Origin of the sequence: Streptomyces sp. TSRI0107, assembly GCF_001905845.1 — a bacterium.
GTDB lineage: Bacteria > Actinomycetota > Actinomycetes > Streptomycetales > Streptomycetaceae > Streptomyces.
The window spans coordinates 255,793-270,023 of sequence record NZ_LIVZ01000007.1; the positions used below are offsets into that span (position 1 = coordinate 255,793).

Sequence of the window (14,231 nt, forward strand, 5' to 3'; positions counted from 1 at the left end):
TGTCCGGAAAGTCTCGGAACACAGCGGACCCGCAGGCCGTGAGAGCCTGCGGGTCCTTCAGTCACGTCGGCTCGGAGCCAGCGCGTCGCTGTGTTACGCGGCCTTGGGCGCGTTCACGTCCGACGGCAGCGCCTTCTGCGCGACCTCGACGAGCGCGGCGAACGCGTTCGCGTCGTTGACGGCCAGCTCGGCCAGGATCTTGCGGTCGACCTCGACGTTCGCGGCCTTCAGACCCTGGATGAAGCGGTTGTACGTGATGCCGTTCGCGCGGGCAGCGGCGTTGATGCGCTGGATCCACAGCTGGCGGAAGTCACCCTTGCGCTTCTTGCGGTCGTTGTAGTTGTAGACCAGCGAGTGGGTGACCTGCTCCTTGGCCTTGCGGTAGAGGCGCGAACGCTGACCGCGGTAGCCGGAGGCCTGCTCGAGGATCGCCCGGCGCTTCTTGTGGGCGTTGACTGCCCGCTTGACGCGTGCCACTTGTTAACTCCTTGTAGCGGGGCCGTGGTTGTCGTCACACGGCCCGGAAACGATTGGGTCCCGGTGTCGGTGGATCAGGCGCTGGGCGCCCGACCTCACTTGCCGAGAAGCTTCTTGATCTTCGCGGCGTCGCCCGGGGCCATCTCGGCGTTGCCGGTGAGGCGACGCGTCACGCGGGACGACTTGTGCTCGAGCAGGTGGCGCTTGCCGGCGCGCTCACGGAGCACCTTGCCGGAGCCGGTGACCTTGAAGCGCTTGCTGGCACCGCTGTGCGACTTGTTCTTCGGCATAGCGCCGTTCTCTCCTCGTCGGTGGCGCTCCGGTGCCCGGTCGCGAAAACCGGGCACAGGTGGAGCGTCGCTCTTGTTTCGGTTACTGCCTGGGACTCGGAAGTCCCCGGGATCACGCCTCGGCGGGTTCCTCGGCGGCAGCCTCGGGGGCGGCCTCGGCGTCGGCAGGGTTCTGCGAACGACCGGGGTTGGCCTTGGCCTCCGCCTTGCGGGCTTCCTGCGCCTGGCGAGCCTCGGCCATCGCCTCGGTCTTCTTCTTGTGCGGACCGAGAACCATGATCATGTTTCGGCCGTCCTGCTTCGGGTTCGACTCCACGAAACCGAGGTCCTGGACGTCCTCCGCGAGACGCTGCAGCAGCCGGTAGCCCAGCTCGGGCCGGGACTGCTCGCGACCACGGAACATGATCGTGATCTTGACCTTGTCGCCCTGCTTGAGGAACCGGACGACGTGACCCTTCTTGGTGTCATAGTCGTGCGGGTCGATCTTCGGCCGGAGCTTCATCTCCTTGATGACCGTGTGCGCCTGGTTCTTGCGCGCCTCACGGGCCTTCATGGCCGACTCGTACTTGAACTTCCCGTAGTCCATGAGCTTGCACACGGGCGGACGGGCGTTCGCCGCGACCTCGACCAGGTCCAGGTCGTACTCCTGCGCAAGCTCCAGGGCCTTGGCAAGCGGCACGATGCCGACCTGCTCGCCACTGGGACCGACAAGTCGCACCTCGGGAACGCGAATCCGGTCGTTGATGCGGGGCTCGGCGCTGATGGATCCTCCTCGGTAGCACCACGCGACGGTCTGGCGGACAGCCGCGTAACGTCTGTGTTCGTTAGACCTAACCGCGCCGAAGCACAAAAAATGCCCCGGACGATCACAGGCGGGGCTCCTCGAACTACCGGAGCACCGCCGCGATCACCGCGGGGCGCGCATTCGGACGGATCGCCGCCTCGGGGACGGGACCGTCTGACCGGTGACCCGCCGCCCTGAGGGCGGTCGGGTGGGAGTTCGAAAGCCTCCACTTGTAGGCCGGACTCGACAGCCGTGAGGCGCACGTGTCCGACCGGTCGTTACACAAGGTTAGCAGCTCCGTCCAGGAACGGCTAACCGAGGCCAACTAGGGCCTGCTCCGTTCCTGGACCTATGGTGAACGCCATGAGTGAAGAGACGCCCGACTTCAACGCCATGACCCGCGACATCGCGGAGGTCCCCGCGGTCGAGGTGATCGTGACGGTCGCCGTCAACCTGATGAGCGCCGCCGCCGTGAAGCTCGGTCTGACCGAGGAGGGCGACAAGTACAAGGACCTCGACGAGGCCCGCAAGCTGATCCACGCCCTGGCCGGCCTGCTGGACGGCAGCGCGACCGAGATCAGCTCCTTCCACGCGGCGCCGCTGCGGGACGGCCTGAAGTCGCTGCAGCTGGCGTTCCGCGAGGCGTCCGTGGTCCCGGACGAGCCGGGCCAGGGGCCGGGCGAGAAGTACACCGGCCCGGTCTACGGCTAGGTCCTCAGCACATCACCCGCGCACGTACAGGGGCTCGCCCGGCGGCGTGGTCCCGGCCGGCAGCAGTGCCAGGTCGAGGCCGCGTACCAGGCGGGCCCGCAGTGTCTCGTCGGCGGCGAGGCGCCGGGCGATCACCCGGGCGGCCGCGGCGGGCTCGGCGGCCGGGTCCAGGACGAGCGCGAGCGTGCCGTCGGCCTGGCCGGGGCCGAGGTGGGCGCGGACCACGGCGGGCTCGGCGGCGACGGCGGCTCGCACCGCCTCCAGGACGGCCGGATCGGCGAGCGGGTCGGTCGTCGTACGGCCCTCCGCGAGCGCCAGCAGCGCGGGCCCGGTCAGCTCGAACGGCACGGGTCCGGCCAGGTCCAGCACGACCGTGTCGGCCTTCTCGTGGGCGGCGGCCTGGAGCGCCTGGTGCAGCGGTACGGCCACCGGGCGGGCCTGCGGGTCCCAGCGGGCCAGCGAGTCGGTGGAGGTGAACGCCGGGAGGGCGGTGCGGCCGCCCGCCTTGAGGGTGGGGACGGCCATGTCGCTGGTCTTCTCGCGGCGCAGCCCGTTCTCGTCCTCCTCGACCTCGCCGAGCACGGCGACGACGGGGACCAGCAGCCGGGCGCCCTTCAGTGCCTGGAGCACCGGCGCCAGGGCGGTGCGGTCCTCGGCCCAGGCCGCGAGCGCCGCGCTCAGCCGGGGGTCGGCGGAGCCGTCGTCGTCGGAGAAGCCGGGGTCGGGAATGTTCTTGTTCGCCACGGTCACCGACCCTATCGGGGGGATGGGGGCGGAACGCGGGCGGGCTTGCCCCCCGGCCCCTTGAAGGATCGTCCCGCGGCTGGAGGATCGTCCTCCGGCTAGAGGATCGTCCTGCGGCCCCGCCACAGGACCACCGCCGCGACGAGCAGCACCCCGCCGACGCTGCCGGCGAGGGCGCCCGCCCAGCCGGTGCCGTCGTCCCCGGGTTCGGCGGCGTCGGGGCCGGGGCCGAAGTACTCCTCGCCGTAGGCGGCCGAGCGCAGGTTCCCCGGCTTGAGGCGGCCGGCCTCCTCGATGGCGGCGGCCGGGTCGATGAAGCCGAAGCCGCGGGAGTCGTCGCGGCCGTCGGCCGGGGCATTGCGGGCGGTGTCTTCCAGAAGGCGCTTGATCTGCGCCGGGGTCAGGCCGGGGTGGGCCGCCTTGACCAGGGCGACGGCGCCTGAGACGAACGCGGCGGCGGCGCTGGTGCCCCAGCCCTCGTAGTACTTGCGGTCGGGGTCGGCGATGACGACGTCGACGCCGGGGGCGCTGACCGTGGAGTACCAGCGGCGGGTGGAGAAGGAGGCGCGGGTGCCGTACTTGTCGACGGCGGTCGCGGCGATCACACCCGGGTAGGCGGCCGGGTAGGAGATGTGGTCGCCCTTCTCGCCGCCGTTGCCGGCCGAGGCGACGACGACGGCGCCCTTCTTCAGGGCGTACTGGACGGCCTCGTCCTCGGCGGGCTCCGGGTGGGCGGAGGCAGAATCGTCGCCGAGGGAGAGGTTGATGACGTCGGCGCCCTGGTCGGCGGCCCAGCGGATGCCGGAGGCGAGGGCGTTGCCGCGGGTCTTGCGGGCCTTGCTCCGGGCGGGGTCGCCGTCCTCCAGGATCACCCGGACGGGGAGGATCTTCGCGGCGGGCGCGATGCCCATGACGCCGTCGGTGCCGCCGTAGCCGTGTCCGTGGCCGGCGATGATCCCGGCCATGGCCGTGCCGTGCCGGGCCCAGGCGCGGTCGCCCCGGTCGGCGCCGAAGCCGACCATGTCCCTGCCGGTCAGGACGTTCCCGGCGAGGTCGGGGTGGGTGGCGTCGACGCCGGTGTCGAGGACGGCGACGGTGATGCCGGCGCCCTTGGTGGTCTGCCAGGCCTGCCGGGTGTGCAGGGCGTCCAGGGCCCACTGCTTGGCGCGGATGCCGTCGGCGTGCGCGGCGGTGGGCGGGACGAGGGCGAGGGAGGCGGCCAGGAGAGCGCTGAGCACGGCGGCCCGGTGGGTCGTACGGCGGCGGGTCATGAGGGCTGCTCCGTGGCGGCGACGACGGACTTGCGCAGGCCCCGCTCGACTCGGTCGGCGAGGCCCTTCGCCTCGTGGCCGAGGCCTGCCTGGGCGGGGGCGGTGGTGGCGCCGGAGCGCATCGCGTCGGCGGCGGGCTGCGGCTCGTCCACGGCGCGGCCGTCGGCCCAGCCGGAGACGGCGTAGACGACGACGGGCGCGTCGGTGAGGACGGAGACGGTCCACGAGGCGCGCTGGGCGTCGCCGAAGCCGGCGGCGACGGTGCCCTTCGCGGCGTACGGGCGGGGCATCAGGTCGGTACGGCGGCGCAGGCCCTCGTCCTCGAACCGTGCCTGAAGGGCGCGCATGGCGGCCGCGTCGGCCTTGGTGAAGAGCAGCCCGACGGTGGTGACGTGGCTCTGGGTGGCGTCGGTGTAGGTGGCGCGCAGCAGGCGCTGGCAGCCGACGGGGGCGAAAGCCTTGCGCAGCAGCGGGTCGAAGGCGTCGGCGCAGTCGGCGTCGGGGGCGACGGCGATCCTGGTCCAGGTGCGGTCGGCCTCGCCGGGGCCGGCGCCGGTGCCCGTGACGGTGCGCGGGAACAGCTGGTCGACGGGCACGTTGTGCCAGAGTCCGGCGGCCGTGGCGAACGCGCCGCGCTCCCCCGCGTCCGTGGAGTCGCCGGCCAGCCAGCTGCCCGTGACGGCACCGCCGATGAGGCCGAGCCCGAGCACGACGCAGGCGGCGGCCGCGACGGTCTGCCGCCGCACCCGGCCGCCGGGCGGCGGAAGCGGACGGTCGTCGCCGAAGGCGTGGGGCATCGCGGTTCGGGGTGCGGGCGGGGCGCTCCAGGAGTGCGGGGGGTTCGGCGCCGGGGTCGCCGACGTCATCGAGCCGGTCCCGGACGAGGTCGGGCTCTGCGGTGGGTGCGCCGGGGGGCGGCCGGGATGGCGCGGCACGGACCCGGCCTGCGACCGGGCGGCGGGTACGCCTGTCCGGGGGCGGGGTTCCGGAGTCCCGGCGCGCGGGCGGGGCGCCTGCGGTGCCGGGTGGTGTACCGATTCGGCCGGTGCGGGGGCTGCGGGGTCCGGTGTCTCCGGCGGGACGGGGCGCAGGCGGGTCGTGCGTTCCGTGGCCGTCTCGGCGGGGGCGTCGGCGGAGCGGGGCGGTACGGGGCCGCGGGCCGCCGGGGGCGGCAGGTCCGGGAAGCGGGCCGAGGCGGCCGGCGGGGGCGGGGTGAGGGAGGCATCCGCCTGCGAACGCGGGGTCTGTGGGGGCCTGGTGCCGCCGTCGGCGGGGGCCGTGGGGTTCGCGGCCGGTCGCTCGTCCGGTGGGGAGTCGGGGCGCGGTGGGATGGGAGCGTGCCGCGCTTCCGTGCTCATGCACCCCCCGTTTCCTCGTGCCCGGGCCCGTCTCCACGTACGCGGCTCGTCCTCACATCGCACGCATACCCGCACGGATGGACCGCCATCCGGCGGGGGCATCCCCGCGGGGCCGTTCCGACATGCGTGCGCGTCACTCTACGGGTTGCCCGCGCCGATGCGGGAACCAGTCCACGACCGCGGGGCATCTGCCCGGAACATCCCCCTACCCTGCGGTAATCCTGTCTGGCAGGCTGCGCTCATGACTGCGCGTGCCGCCGACCGGGCCCGTTACGACCGGGCCACCGCCCATCTCGACGCTCCTGTGGCGATCGTGGACCTGGACGCCTTCGACGCCAACGCGGACGACCTGGTCCGCCGGGCCGGGGGCAAGCCGATCCGGGTGGCCAGCAAGTCCGTGCGCTGCCGGGCCCTGCTGGAACGCGTGCTGGCGAAGGACGGTTTCGCGGGCGTCATGTCCTTCACGCTCGCCGAGTCGCTGTGGCTGGCCCGTTCCGGTTTCGAGGACGTGCTGCTGGCCTATCCGTCCGCCGACCGCGCCGGTTTCGCCGAGCTGACGAGCGACCCGAAGCTGGCCGCCGCGGTGACCGTGATGGTCGACGATCCGGCGCAGCTGACGCTGATCGACCGGGCGCGGGACGGCGGGCGTGAAGTGGTGCGGGTCTGCCTGGAGTTGGACACCTCGCTGCGGCTGTTCGGGGGCCGGGTCCGGGTCGGCGCGCGGCGCTCCCCGCTGCACTCCCCCGCCCAGGTCGCCGAGCTGGCGCGGGCGGTGGACCGGCGGCCGGGGTTCGAGGTCGTGGGGATCATGGCGTACGAGGGTCATGTCGCCGGGGTCGGGGACGCGGTGGCGGGGCGGCCGGTGCGCTCGCGTGCGGTGCGGCTGATGCAGGCGGCGGCCCGCCGGGAGCTGGCCGAGCGGCGGGCGGCGGTGGTGCGCGCGGTGCGGGCGGTCGTGCCGGGTCTGGAGTTCGTCAACGGCGGCGGCACGGGCAGCGTGCAGTACACGGCGGCGGAGGACGCGGTGACCGAGATCGCGGCCGGGTCGGGGCTGTACGTGCCGCGGCTGTTCGACAACTACACGTCGTTCAGCGGGCGTCCGGCGGCGCTGTTCGCGCAGCCGGTGGTGCGGCGGCCGGGGGTGGGCGTGGTGACGGTGCTCGGCGGGGGCTATCCGGCGTCGGGCGCGGCCGGGTGGGACCGGCTGCCGGTGCCGTGTCTGCCGGAGGGGCTGCGCTACGACCCGCAGGAGGGGCCCGGCGAGGTGCAGACGCCGCTGCTCGGTTCCCCGGCCGACGATCTGCTGATCGGCGACAAGGTGTGGTTCCGGCACGCGAAGGCCGGTGAGCTGTGCGAGCGGTTCGACTCGCTGCACCTGGTCGAGGGCGACCGGGTGACGGCCACCGTGCCGACGTACCGGGGCGAGGGGCGTACGTTCCTCTAGGAGTGACCGGCTGGGAGAGGCCGGCTAGGAGGGGCCGACGCTGCTGCCGACGCCTCCGCTCCCGCCGGTGTCGCCGAGTACGCGGATGCCCTTGGTGATGACGTCCATCTCGGCGAGCGGCGGGCCGTCCTCGCCCGCGTCGAAGACGTAGCGGACGATGACCGGCGACTCGGTGCCGACGCTGGACTGGAAGGCGAGGGACTGGACGTAGCCGCCGGGCCCGTCCGCGGTCCTGACCCGCCAGCGCACGAAGTACCCGGCGCGGCCGGCCACCGCGACCGGCCCGGAGTCGACCAGTTGGTGGGACTCGATGCCGCCGTAGGGGCGCCGGTCGAGGGCGTCGCGGTCGTAGGCCTCGTCGGCGGCGTCGGCTATGTCGCCCTCGGCCAGGGCCTTGGGCGAGGTCTCGTCGTTCTCGGTGACCGTGCGGGAGAAGACCATGCCGTGCCGGCAGACGCCGATGCCGCTGGGGCAGTCGTAGGTGCCGTCGGTGGTCATCACGACGTTCTCCTGGCTGACGTTGCGGGGACGGACCCAGCCGGCGGGCAGCGGGAAGGTGATGCCGTTGAGCTGGTCCTCGACGACGGCCGGGTCGTCGCCGGACGGCTCGGAGGCGGTGCGGGACGGTGCCGGCGCGGGCGGCTGCGAGGTGGTGCCCGGCACGAGTGTCGGGCTGGGGCCGGCGACCGGGCCGCCGCCGTCGTCGCCGTCGCCCGTCGCGTCGTCCTGCAGGAAGACGGCGCCCGTGACGATCGCCGCGACCAGCACGGCCCCGGCGACGGTGAGGGCCATGGCCCTGGACCGCGCGGAGCCGCCGCCCACGGTGGCGGGGGGCGGCGGCCCGGGGAGCGGCGGCGGGCCCGGTACCGGGTGCCCGGCGGGTTCCGGGGCCCGCTGGTGCTCGGTCCAGGCCGTGCCGTCCCACCATCGCTCGGCGTGCGGAGCCGTGGGGTCGCGATACCAGCCGGGCGGCGGTGTCATGCTCATATCCCGGCACTGTAGGCCCAGAACTACAGCGGTGTGACGTACGCCCCCGAGATCCCGCCGTCCACCAGGAAGTCGCTGGCGTTGACGAAGGAGGAGTCGTCGCTGGCGAGGAAGGCGACGGCGGCGGCGATCTCCTCGGCCTCGGCGAACCGGCCGAGCGGGATGTGGACGAGGCGGCGCGCGGCCCGCTCCGGGTCCTTGGCGAACAGCTCCTGCAGCAGCGGGGTGTTGACCGGCCCCGGGCACAGCGCGTTCACGCGGATGCCCTCGCGGGCGAACTGCACGCCCAGCTCCCGCGACATGGCGAGGACGCCGCCCTTGGACGCGGTGTACGAGATCTGGCTGGTTGCCGCTCCCATCCTCGCCACGAACGACGCCGTGTTGATGATGGAGCCCTTGCCCTGGCGCCGCATGTAGGGGATGGCGGCCTTGCAGCACAGGTAGACGGAGGTGAGGTTGACCTCCTGGACCCGCTTCCAGGCCTCCAGGCCGGTCTCCAGGATGGAGTCGTCGTCGGGCGGGGAGATCCCGGCGTTGTTGAAGGCGATGTCGACGCTGCCGTAGGTGTCGTACGCCGTCCTGAACAGCGCCTCGACCTGTTCGGGGTCGGTGACGTCGACCTTGACGAAGATGCCGCCGGTCTCCTCGGCGGCCGCCTTGCCGCGGGCCTCGTCGACGTCGCCGCAGACGACGTGCGCGCCCTCGGAGGCGAGCCGGCGGACGGTGGCGAGGCCGATGCCGCTGCCGGCTCCGGTGACGACGGCGGTGCGGCCGACCAGCCGGCGGCAGATGATCTCTTCGGTCACTGTGCGGGGCCCTCCGTACTGATGAAGACGTTCTTGGTCTCGGTGAAGGCGGTCAGGGCGTCGGGGCCGAGTTCGCGGCCGACGCCGGACTGCTTGAAGCCGCCGAACGGGGTCCAGTAGCGGACGCTGGAGTGGGAGTTGACGGAGAGGTTGCCGGCCCGCACGGCCTGGGAGACGCGCAGGGCGCGGCCGACGTCGCGGGTCCAGATGGACCCGGAGAGGCCGTAGTCGGTGGCGTTGGCCAGGGTCACGGCCTCCGCCTCGTCGTCGAAGGGGAGGACGACGGCGACCGGGCCGAAGACCTCCTCCACGGCCACGCGTGCGCGCGGGCCGACGCCGGTGAGGACGGTGGGCGGGAACCAGAAGCCGGGGCCTTCGGGGGCCTTGCCGCGGATGCCGGGTGCGTCCGGGTCGACGTACGAGCGCACCCGGTCCAGCTGGCCGCGGGAGATGAGCGGGCCCATGTCCGTGCTCTCGTCGGCCGGGTCGCCGACGCGCACCGCCTCGATCGCGGGGGCCAGCAGTTCCAGGAAGCGGTCGTACGCGGTGCGCTGGACGAGGATGCGGGTGCGGGCGCAGCAGTCCTGGCCGGAGTTGTCGAGGAAGGACATGGGGGCGGCGGCCGCGGCGGCCTCCAGGTCGGCGTCGGCGAAGACGATGTTGGGGCTCTTGCCGCCGAGTTCGAGAGTGACGCGTTTGAGGTGGGCGGCGCCCTTCACCAGCACCTGCTTGCCGACGGCCGTGGACCCGGTGAACACGATCTTCGCCACGCCCGGGTGCCGGACGAGCGCGTCGCCCGCGACGGGGCCGTGGCCGGGCAGCACCTGGAAAAGGTGCTCGGGCAGGCCTGCCTCCAGGGCCAGTTCGGCGAGCCGCAGCGCGGTGAGCGGGGTGGTCTCGGCGGGTTTGAGGAGCACCGCGTTGCCCGCCGCGAGGGCGGGGGCCGTGCCCCAGGCGGCGATCGGCATCGGAAAGTTCCAGGGCGCGATCACGCCGACGACGCCGAGCGGTTCGAGGATCGTGACGTCGAGGCCGCCGGGGACCGGGATCTGGCGGCCGGTGAGCCGTTCCACTCCCCCGGCCGCGTAGTCGAGCAGGTCGCGGACGTTGCCCGCCTCCCAGCGGGCGTTGCCGAGGACGTGACCGGCCTCCCGCACCTCCAGCCGGGCGAGTTCTTCGAGGTGGTCGTCGACGGTGACGGCGAACCGGCGCAGCAGCCGGGCCCGGTCGCCCGGGGGCAGCGCGGCCCACGCGGTCTGCGCCTTCGCCGCCCGTACGACCGCCCGGTCCACGTCCTCGGCCGTGGCGGCGGGGACGGTGGCGACGACCTCCTCGGTCGCGGGGTTGAGTACCTCGAGGGTCACGGTCACGGGGTCCTCACATCCGTTCGAAGGAGCGGCGCAGCTCCCAGTCGGTCACCGCGGCGTCGAAGGCGGCGAGTTCGACGCGCGCCATGTTGCGGTAGTGGTCGACGACCTCGTCGCCGAACGCGGCCTTGGCGACCGGGCTGGTCTCCCACAGCTCGGCGGCCTCGCGCAGGGTGGTCGGCACCTGCGCGTACCCGGCGGTGTAGGCGTTGCCCTCGCAGGCCTCCGGCAGTTCCAGCTCCTGCTCGACGCCGTACAGGCCGGCGGCGACCATCCCGGCGACCGCGAGGTGCGGGTTGACGTCGCCGCCGGGCAGCCGGTTCTCGAAGCGCAGGGAGCGGCCGTGGCCGACGACCCGCAGGGCGCAGGTGCGGTTGTCGTGGCCCCAGGCGATGGCGGTCGGGGCGAAGGAGCCGGGCTGGAACCGTTTGTAGGAGTTGATGTTGGGGGCGTACAGGAGGGAGAAGTCGCGCAGCGCCGCCAGCTGTCCGGCGAGGAAGTGCCGCATGAGCGGGGACATTCCGTGCGTGCCGTCCCCGGCGAAGGCGGGGCGTCCGCCGGTGTCCGTGAGGGACAGGTGGATGTGGCAGGAGTTGCCCTCGCGCTCGTTGTACTTCGCCATGAAGGTCAGGGACACGCCCTCCTGCGCGGCGATCTCCTTGGCGCCGGTCTTGTAGATCGCGTGCTGGTCGCAGGTGACCAGGGCCTCGTCGTAGCGGAAGGCGATCTCGTGCTGGCCCGGGTTGCACTCGCCCTTGGCCGACTCGACGGTCATCCCGGCGCCGGCCATCTCGTTGCGGATGCGGCGCAGCAGGGGTTCGACGCGGCCGGTGCCGAGCACCGAGTAGTCGACGTTGTACTGGTTGGCCGGGGTGAGGCCCTGGTAGTTGGTGTTCCAGGCCTGCTCGTAGGTGTCCTTGAAGACGATGAACTCCAGCTCGGTGCCGACCTGGGCGGTGAGGCCGAGTGCGGCGAGCCGGTCGAGCTGGCGGCGCAGGATCTGACGGGGGGCGGCCGTCACCGGGGAGCCGTCCTCCCAGGCGAGGTCGGCGACGACGAGGGCGGTGCCGGGGTGCCAGGGGACCCGGCGCAGGGTGGCGAGGTCCGGGCGCATGGCGAAGTCGCCGTAGCCGCGGTCCCAGGAGGACATGGCGTAGCCGTCGACGGTGTTCATGTCGGCGTCGACGGCGAGGAGGTAGTTGCAGCCCTCGGTGCCGTGCCGGAGCACCTCGTCGAGGAAGAAGCGCGCGGCGAACCGCTTGCCCTGGAGGCGTCCCTGCATGTCCGGGAAGGCGAGGACGACGGTGTCGAGCTCGCCGCCCGCGACGAGGGCGTGCAGCTCCTCGACGCTGAGCGGGGGTGTGCGGTCTGCCACGGGGAGGGCCTCCTTCGGTCAGCCGGGAGCCCTAAGGTATGAGTGACGACCATTGGTTGGGAAGGGGGCACAGCCACATGCCACTGGATCCGGTGGAACCCGCCGGTGCCGCCTCCGGGGCCGGCGCCGGGGACCGGCTGGCCCCGGTGCTGCGCCCCGTGCGGGCGGGCAACGGCTTCGAGGAGGCGCTGGAGCAGATCCTCCAGGTGGTCCGGCTGGGACTGGTGCCGGGCGGCGGGCGGCTGCCCGCCGAGCGGGAGCTGGCGGAACGGCTGGGGATCAGCCGGGTGACGCTGCGCGAGGTGCTGAAGGTGCTCCAGGACCAGGGGCTCGTGGAGTCGCGGCGCGGCCGGTACGGCGGAACGTTTGTGCGCGAGCGGGCGGACGCCGTCGGCGAGGCCGAGCTGCGGCGCCGGGTCGCCGGTGTCGACCTGGAGGACGTGCTGCGCTTCCGGGAGGTGCTGGAGACCGGCGCGGCCGGGCTGTGCGCCGCGCACGGGCTGACGGACGCGCGGGCGGGGCGGCTGCGTGAGGCGCTGGCCGGCACCCGGGACGCCCCGCCGGCCGACTACCGCCGCCGGGACACCCTGCTCCACCTCACCCTCGCCGAGCTGTCCGGCTCCGCGACGCTGACCGCGCAGTACGCGGCGGTCCGGGCCACGGTGAACGACCTGCTCGACTGCATCCCGCTGCTGGTGCGCAACCTGGAGCACTCCCAGCACCAGCACACCGCGCTGGTGGAGGCGGTGCTCGACGGTGACGCGGACGGGGCGCGGGAGATCATGCGGGAGCACTGCGCGGGCACGGCGGCGCTGCTGCGCGGGTTCCTCGGGTGAGCGTCTTGCCGTGCCCCCCGCACCTCGGCAATGGTACGGAGGGGATCCATTGAGGGAGGTCGGATGACCGACGGGCGGCCGCTGATCGGAGTCAGCACCTACCTGGAGGCCAAGGCGCGCTGGGGCGTGTGGGAGCTGGATGCGGCGCTGCTGCCCGCCGGGTATCCGCGGCTGGTGCAGGAGGCGGGCGGGCTGGCCGCGCTGCTGCCGCCGGACGCGCCGGGACGGGCGGCGGCGGCCGTGGCCCGGCTGGACGGCCTGGTGATCGCGGGCGGCCCCGACGTGGAACCGGTGCGCTACGGCGCCGCCCGCGACCCCCGCACCGGCCCTCCGGCGCGGGAGCGGGACGCCTGGGAACTCGCCCTGATCGAGGCGGCGTTGGCGGCCCGGCTGCCGCTGCTGGGGATCTGCCGGGGCATGCAGCTGCTGAACGTCGCCCTCGGCGGCACCCTGACCCAGCACGTCGACGGGCACGCCGAGGTGGCCGGCGTCTTCGGCCGCCACCCGGTCAAGCCGGTGCCGGGCACGCGGTACGCGGGGATCGTCGCGGAGGAGACGGCCGTACCGACGTACCACCACCAGGCCGTCGACCGTCTCGGCGCCGGTCTGCTGCCCAGCGCCCACGCGGCGGACGGCACGGTCGAGGCGATCGAACTGCCCGCCGCCGCCGGCTGGGTGCTCGGCGTCCAGTGGCATCCGGAGATGGGCGACGACGTCCGCGTGATGCGCGCGCTGGTCGAGGCCGCCACGACCGCGCTCTGAGACCCGCCGGGCGCGGCGGGCGCGGCGGCTACCTCCGGGTCAGCGACAGCAGGTCCCGCGCCGGTCCCGTCGGGCGGTGGCCGGTGCGCCAGACCGCGCGCAGGTCGCGGCGGAGGCGGACGCGGTCCACGGGGACGCTCACCAGGCGGCGGGTGGACAGTTCCTCGCGCACGGAAAGCTCGCTCAGCACGGCGGGGCCGGCGCCGGCGACGGCCGAGGCCTTCACCGCGGTCGTGGAGGACAGCTCGATCAGCGGGCGGGCCAGGCCGCCCAGGGCCGCGTCGAGGACCTGGCGGGTGCCGGAGCCCTTCTCGCGCAGCACGAGCGGGGTCGAGGCCAGCTCGTCCGGCGACAACGGCAGCCTGCGGCGGGCCCAGGGGTGGCCGGGGGCGGTGACCACGATGAGCCGGTCGCGCGCGACGACCGCCGAGTCCAGGCCCGCCGGCACGGTCAGGCCCTCGACGAAGCCGAGGTCGGCCTCGTCCGCGAGGAGCCGTTCCGCCACGGCCGTCGAGTTGCCGGCGAGCAGCGACACCGCCGTGTCGGGCCGTTCGGCGCGCAGCGCGAGCAGCCAGCCGGGCAGCAGGTACTCGGCGATGGTCATGCTGGCCGCCACCCGCAGCCGGGAGTCACGCCGGTCCCGCAGCGCCTGCGCCCCCGCGTCGAAGGCCTCCGCCGCCTCCACGACCCGCCGGGCCCAGTCGGTGACCAGTGCCCCGGCGTCGGTGAGCCGGGAGCCGCGCGGGGAGCGGTCCACCAGGGCGACACCCAGCTGGCGTTCCATGGAGCGGATCCGGCTGCTGGCCGCGGGCTGGGTGATGCCGACCTCGCGGGCCGCCGCACCGAGGCTGCCCAGCCGCGCCACGGCCAGCAGCAGCTCCAGCGCCCCCAGGTCGGGCACCCGGTGTGCCAGCGACCCGGTCGGCGCGGCCCCCTCCGTACCGTTCCGCCCGCTCGTGCCGCTCGTGCTGCTCATAAGACCAGTTTATGCCCCCATAGAAAGATCATCCCTGGTGGGA

At 73.8% G+C, this 14,231-nt stretch carries 15 protein-coding genes; 4 read left to right on the forward strand and 11 right to left on the reverse strand.

Annotated features, from left to right (window positions below; genetic code table 11):
- Nucleotides 1-93 precede the first annotated feature (93 nt).
- From rplT to infC, 3 genes are all read right to left on the reverse strand, one after another.
- A complete protein-coding gene (rplT, locus tag AMK31_RS20430; RefSeq protein ID WP_006141703.1) occupies nucleotides 94-477 on the reverse strand; it encodes a 50S ribosomal protein L20 in 384 nt (127 codons plus the stop codon).
- Nucleotides 478-572: 95 nt separating this feature from the next.
- Nucleotides 573-767, reverse strand: a complete 195-nt coding sequence (gene rpmI, locus AMK31_RS20435) for a 50S ribosomal protein L35 (RefSeq protein WP_004933563.1) — start codon at nucleotides 765-767, stop codon at nucleotides 573-575.
- A gap of 112 nt (nucleotides 768-879) precedes the next feature.
- A complete protein-coding gene (gene infC / locus AMK31_RS20440; RefSeq protein ID WP_241842694.1) occupies nucleotides 880-1,530 on the reverse strand; it encodes a translation initiation factor IF-3 in 651 nt (216 codons plus the stop codon).
- A 384-nt stretch (nucleotides 1,531-1,914) separates the two neighbouring features.
- Here infC and AMK31_RS20445 point away from each other — a divergent pair, with 384 nt between their 5' ends.
- Nucleotides 1,915-2,262 carry a DUF1844 domain-containing protein gene (locus tag AMK31_RS20445; protein WP_073942415.1) on the forward strand — a complete coding sequence of 116 codons (348 nt, stop codon included), beginning with the start codon at nucleotides 1,915-1,917 and terminating at the stop codon, nucleotides 2,260-2,262.
- Between the two features lie 12 nt (nucleotides 2,263-2,274).
- On the opposite strand, the gene AMK31_RS20450 is transcribed toward AMK31_RS20445, so the two are convergent.
- From AMK31_RS20450 to AMK31_RS42145, 3 genes are all read right to left on the reverse strand, one after another.
- Nucleotides 2,275-3,006 carry an SseB family protein gene (locus tag AMK31_RS20450; RefSeq protein ID WP_073942416.1) on the reverse strand — a complete coding sequence of 244 codons (732 nt, stop codon included), beginning with the start codon at nucleotides 3,004-3,006 and terminating at the stop codon, nucleotides 2,275-2,277.
- A 98-nt stretch (nucleotides 3,007-3,104) separates the two neighbouring features.
- Complete coding sequence (gene mycP, locus AMK31_RS20455) at nucleotides 3,105-4,277, reverse strand: type VII secretion-associated serine protease mycosin (RefSeq protein WP_073942025.1); 1,173 nt, start codon at nucleotides 4,275-4,277, stop codon at nucleotides 3,105-3,107.
- A complete protein-coding gene (locus tag AMK31_RS42145) occupies nucleotides 4,274-5,635 on the reverse strand; it encodes a hypothetical protein (protein ID WP_274535970.1) in 1,362 nt (453 codons plus the stop codon). Before AMK31_RS42145 ends, mycP begins: the two co-directional genes overlap by 4 nt.
- 241 nt (nucleotides 5,636-5,876) lie before the next feature.
- Here AMK31_RS42145 and AMK31_RS20465 point away from each other — a divergent pair, with 241 nt between their 5' ends.
- Nucleotides 5,877-7,079, forward strand: a complete 1,203-nt coding sequence (locus tag AMK31_RS20465) for an amino acid deaminase/aldolase (RefSeq protein WP_073942026.1) — start codon at nucleotides 5,877-5,879, stop codon at nucleotides 7,077-7,079.
- Between the two features lie 24 nt (nucleotides 7,080-7,103).
- Here AMK31_RS20465 and AMK31_RS20470 read toward each other — a convergent pair whose 3' ends face one another.
- From AMK31_RS20470 to AMK31_RS20485, 4 genes are read right to left on the reverse strand one after another with little or no spacing between them, the layout of a single operon-like run.
- Nucleotides 7,104-8,060, reverse strand: a complete 957-nt coding sequence (locus AMK31_RS20470) for a DUF2510 domain-containing protein (protein ID WP_073942027.1) — start codon at nucleotides 8,058-8,060, stop codon at nucleotides 7,104-7,106.
- Nucleotides 8,061-8,089: 29 nt separating this feature from the next.
- On the reverse strand, nucleotides 8,090-8,872 hold the full coding sequence (locus AMK31_RS20475) for a 3-oxoacyl-ACP reductase (protein WP_073942028.1): 783 nt from the start codon (nucleotides 8,870-8,872) through the stop codon (nucleotides 8,090-8,092).
- Nucleotides 8,869-10,236 carry an aldehyde dehydrogenase family protein gene (locus AMK31_RS20480; RefSeq protein ID WP_385312316.1) on the reverse strand — a complete coding sequence of 456 codons (1,368 nt, stop codon included), beginning with the start codon at nucleotides 10,234-10,236 and terminating at the stop codon, nucleotides 8,869-8,871. The genes AMK31_RS20475 and AMK31_RS20480 overlap by 4 nt, the downstream gene beginning before the upstream one ends.
- A 13-nt stretch (nucleotides 10,237-10,249) precedes the next feature.
- On the reverse strand, nucleotides 10,250-11,614 hold the full coding sequence (locus AMK31_RS20485) for a glutamine synthetase family protein (RefSeq protein WP_073942030.1): 1,365 nt from the start codon (nucleotides 11,612-11,614) through the stop codon (nucleotides 10,250-10,252).
- A 77-nt stretch (nucleotides 11,615-11,691) separates the two neighbouring features.
- Here AMK31_RS20485 and AMK31_RS20490 point away from each other — a divergent pair, with 77 nt between their 5' ends.
- Together AMK31_RS20490 and AMK31_RS20495 are read left to right on the forward strand one after the other, a co-directional pair.
- Entirely contained in the window at nucleotides 11,692-12,450 is a 759-nt protein-coding gene (locus AMK31_RS20490; protein WP_073942031.1) for a FadR/GntR family transcriptional regulator, read from the forward strand.
- A gap of 63 nt (nucleotides 12,451-12,513) precedes the next feature.
- Nucleotides 12,514-13,212 (forward strand): gamma-glutamyl-gamma-aminobutyrate hydrolase family protein, encoded by a 699-nt coding sequence (locus tag AMK31_RS20495; protein ID WP_073942032.1) that lies wholly within the window; start codon nucleotides 12,514-12,516, stop codon nucleotides 13,210-13,212.
- A gap of 28 nt (nucleotides 13,213-13,240) precedes the next feature.
- Here the strand turns inward: AMK31_RS20495 and AMK31_RS20500 are convergent, their stop codons facing one another.
- Nucleotides 13,241-14,188, reverse strand: a complete 948-nt coding sequence (locus tag AMK31_RS20500) for a LysR family transcriptional regulator (protein WP_073942033.1) — start codon at nucleotides 14,186-14,188, stop codon at nucleotides 13,241-13,243.
- Between the last annotated feature and the right edge of the window lie 43 nt (nucleotides 14,189-14,231).

What these genes read in the sequence shown, in the direction of transcription:
- rpmI (WP_004933563.1), bottom strand. Translation starts at nt 767, where the DNA reads ATGCCGAAGAACAAGTCGCACAGCGGTGCCAGCAAGCGCTTCAAGGTC.
- AMK31_RS20445 (WP_073942415.1), top strand. Translation starts at nt 1,915, where the DNA reads ATGAGTGAAGAGACGCCCGACTTCAACGCCATGACCCGCGACATCGCG.
- mycP (WP_073942025.1), bottom strand. Translation starts at nt 4,277, where the DNA reads ATGACCCGCCGCCGTACGACCCACCGGGCCGCCGTGCTCAGCGCTCTC.
- AMK31_RS42145 (WP_274535970.1), bottom strand. Translation starts at nt 5,635, where the DNA reads ATGAGCACGGAAGCGCGGCACGCTCCCATCCCACCGCGCCCCGACTCC.
- AMK31_RS20465 (WP_073942026.1), top strand. Translation starts at nt 5,877, where the DNA reads ATGACTGCGCGTGCCGCCGACCGGGCCCGTTACGACCGGGCCACCGCC.
- AMK31_RS20470 (WP_073942027.1), bottom strand. Translation starts at nt 8,060, where the DNA reads ATGACACCGCCGCCCGGCTGGTATCGCGACCCCACGGCTCCGCACGCC.
- AMK31_RS20490 (WP_073942031.1), top strand. Translation starts at nt 11,692, where the DNA reads ATGCCACTGGATCCGGTGGAACCCGCCGGTGCCGCCTCCGGGGCCGGC.
- AMK31_RS20495 (WP_073942032.1), top strand. Translation starts at nt 12,514, where the DNA reads ATGACCGACGGGCGGCCGCTGATCGGAGTCAGCACCTACCTGGAGGCC.
- AMK31_RS20500 (WP_073942033.1), bottom strand. Translation starts at nt 14,188, where the DNA reads ATGAGCAGCACGAGCGGCACGAGCGGGCGGAACGGTACGGAGGGGGCC.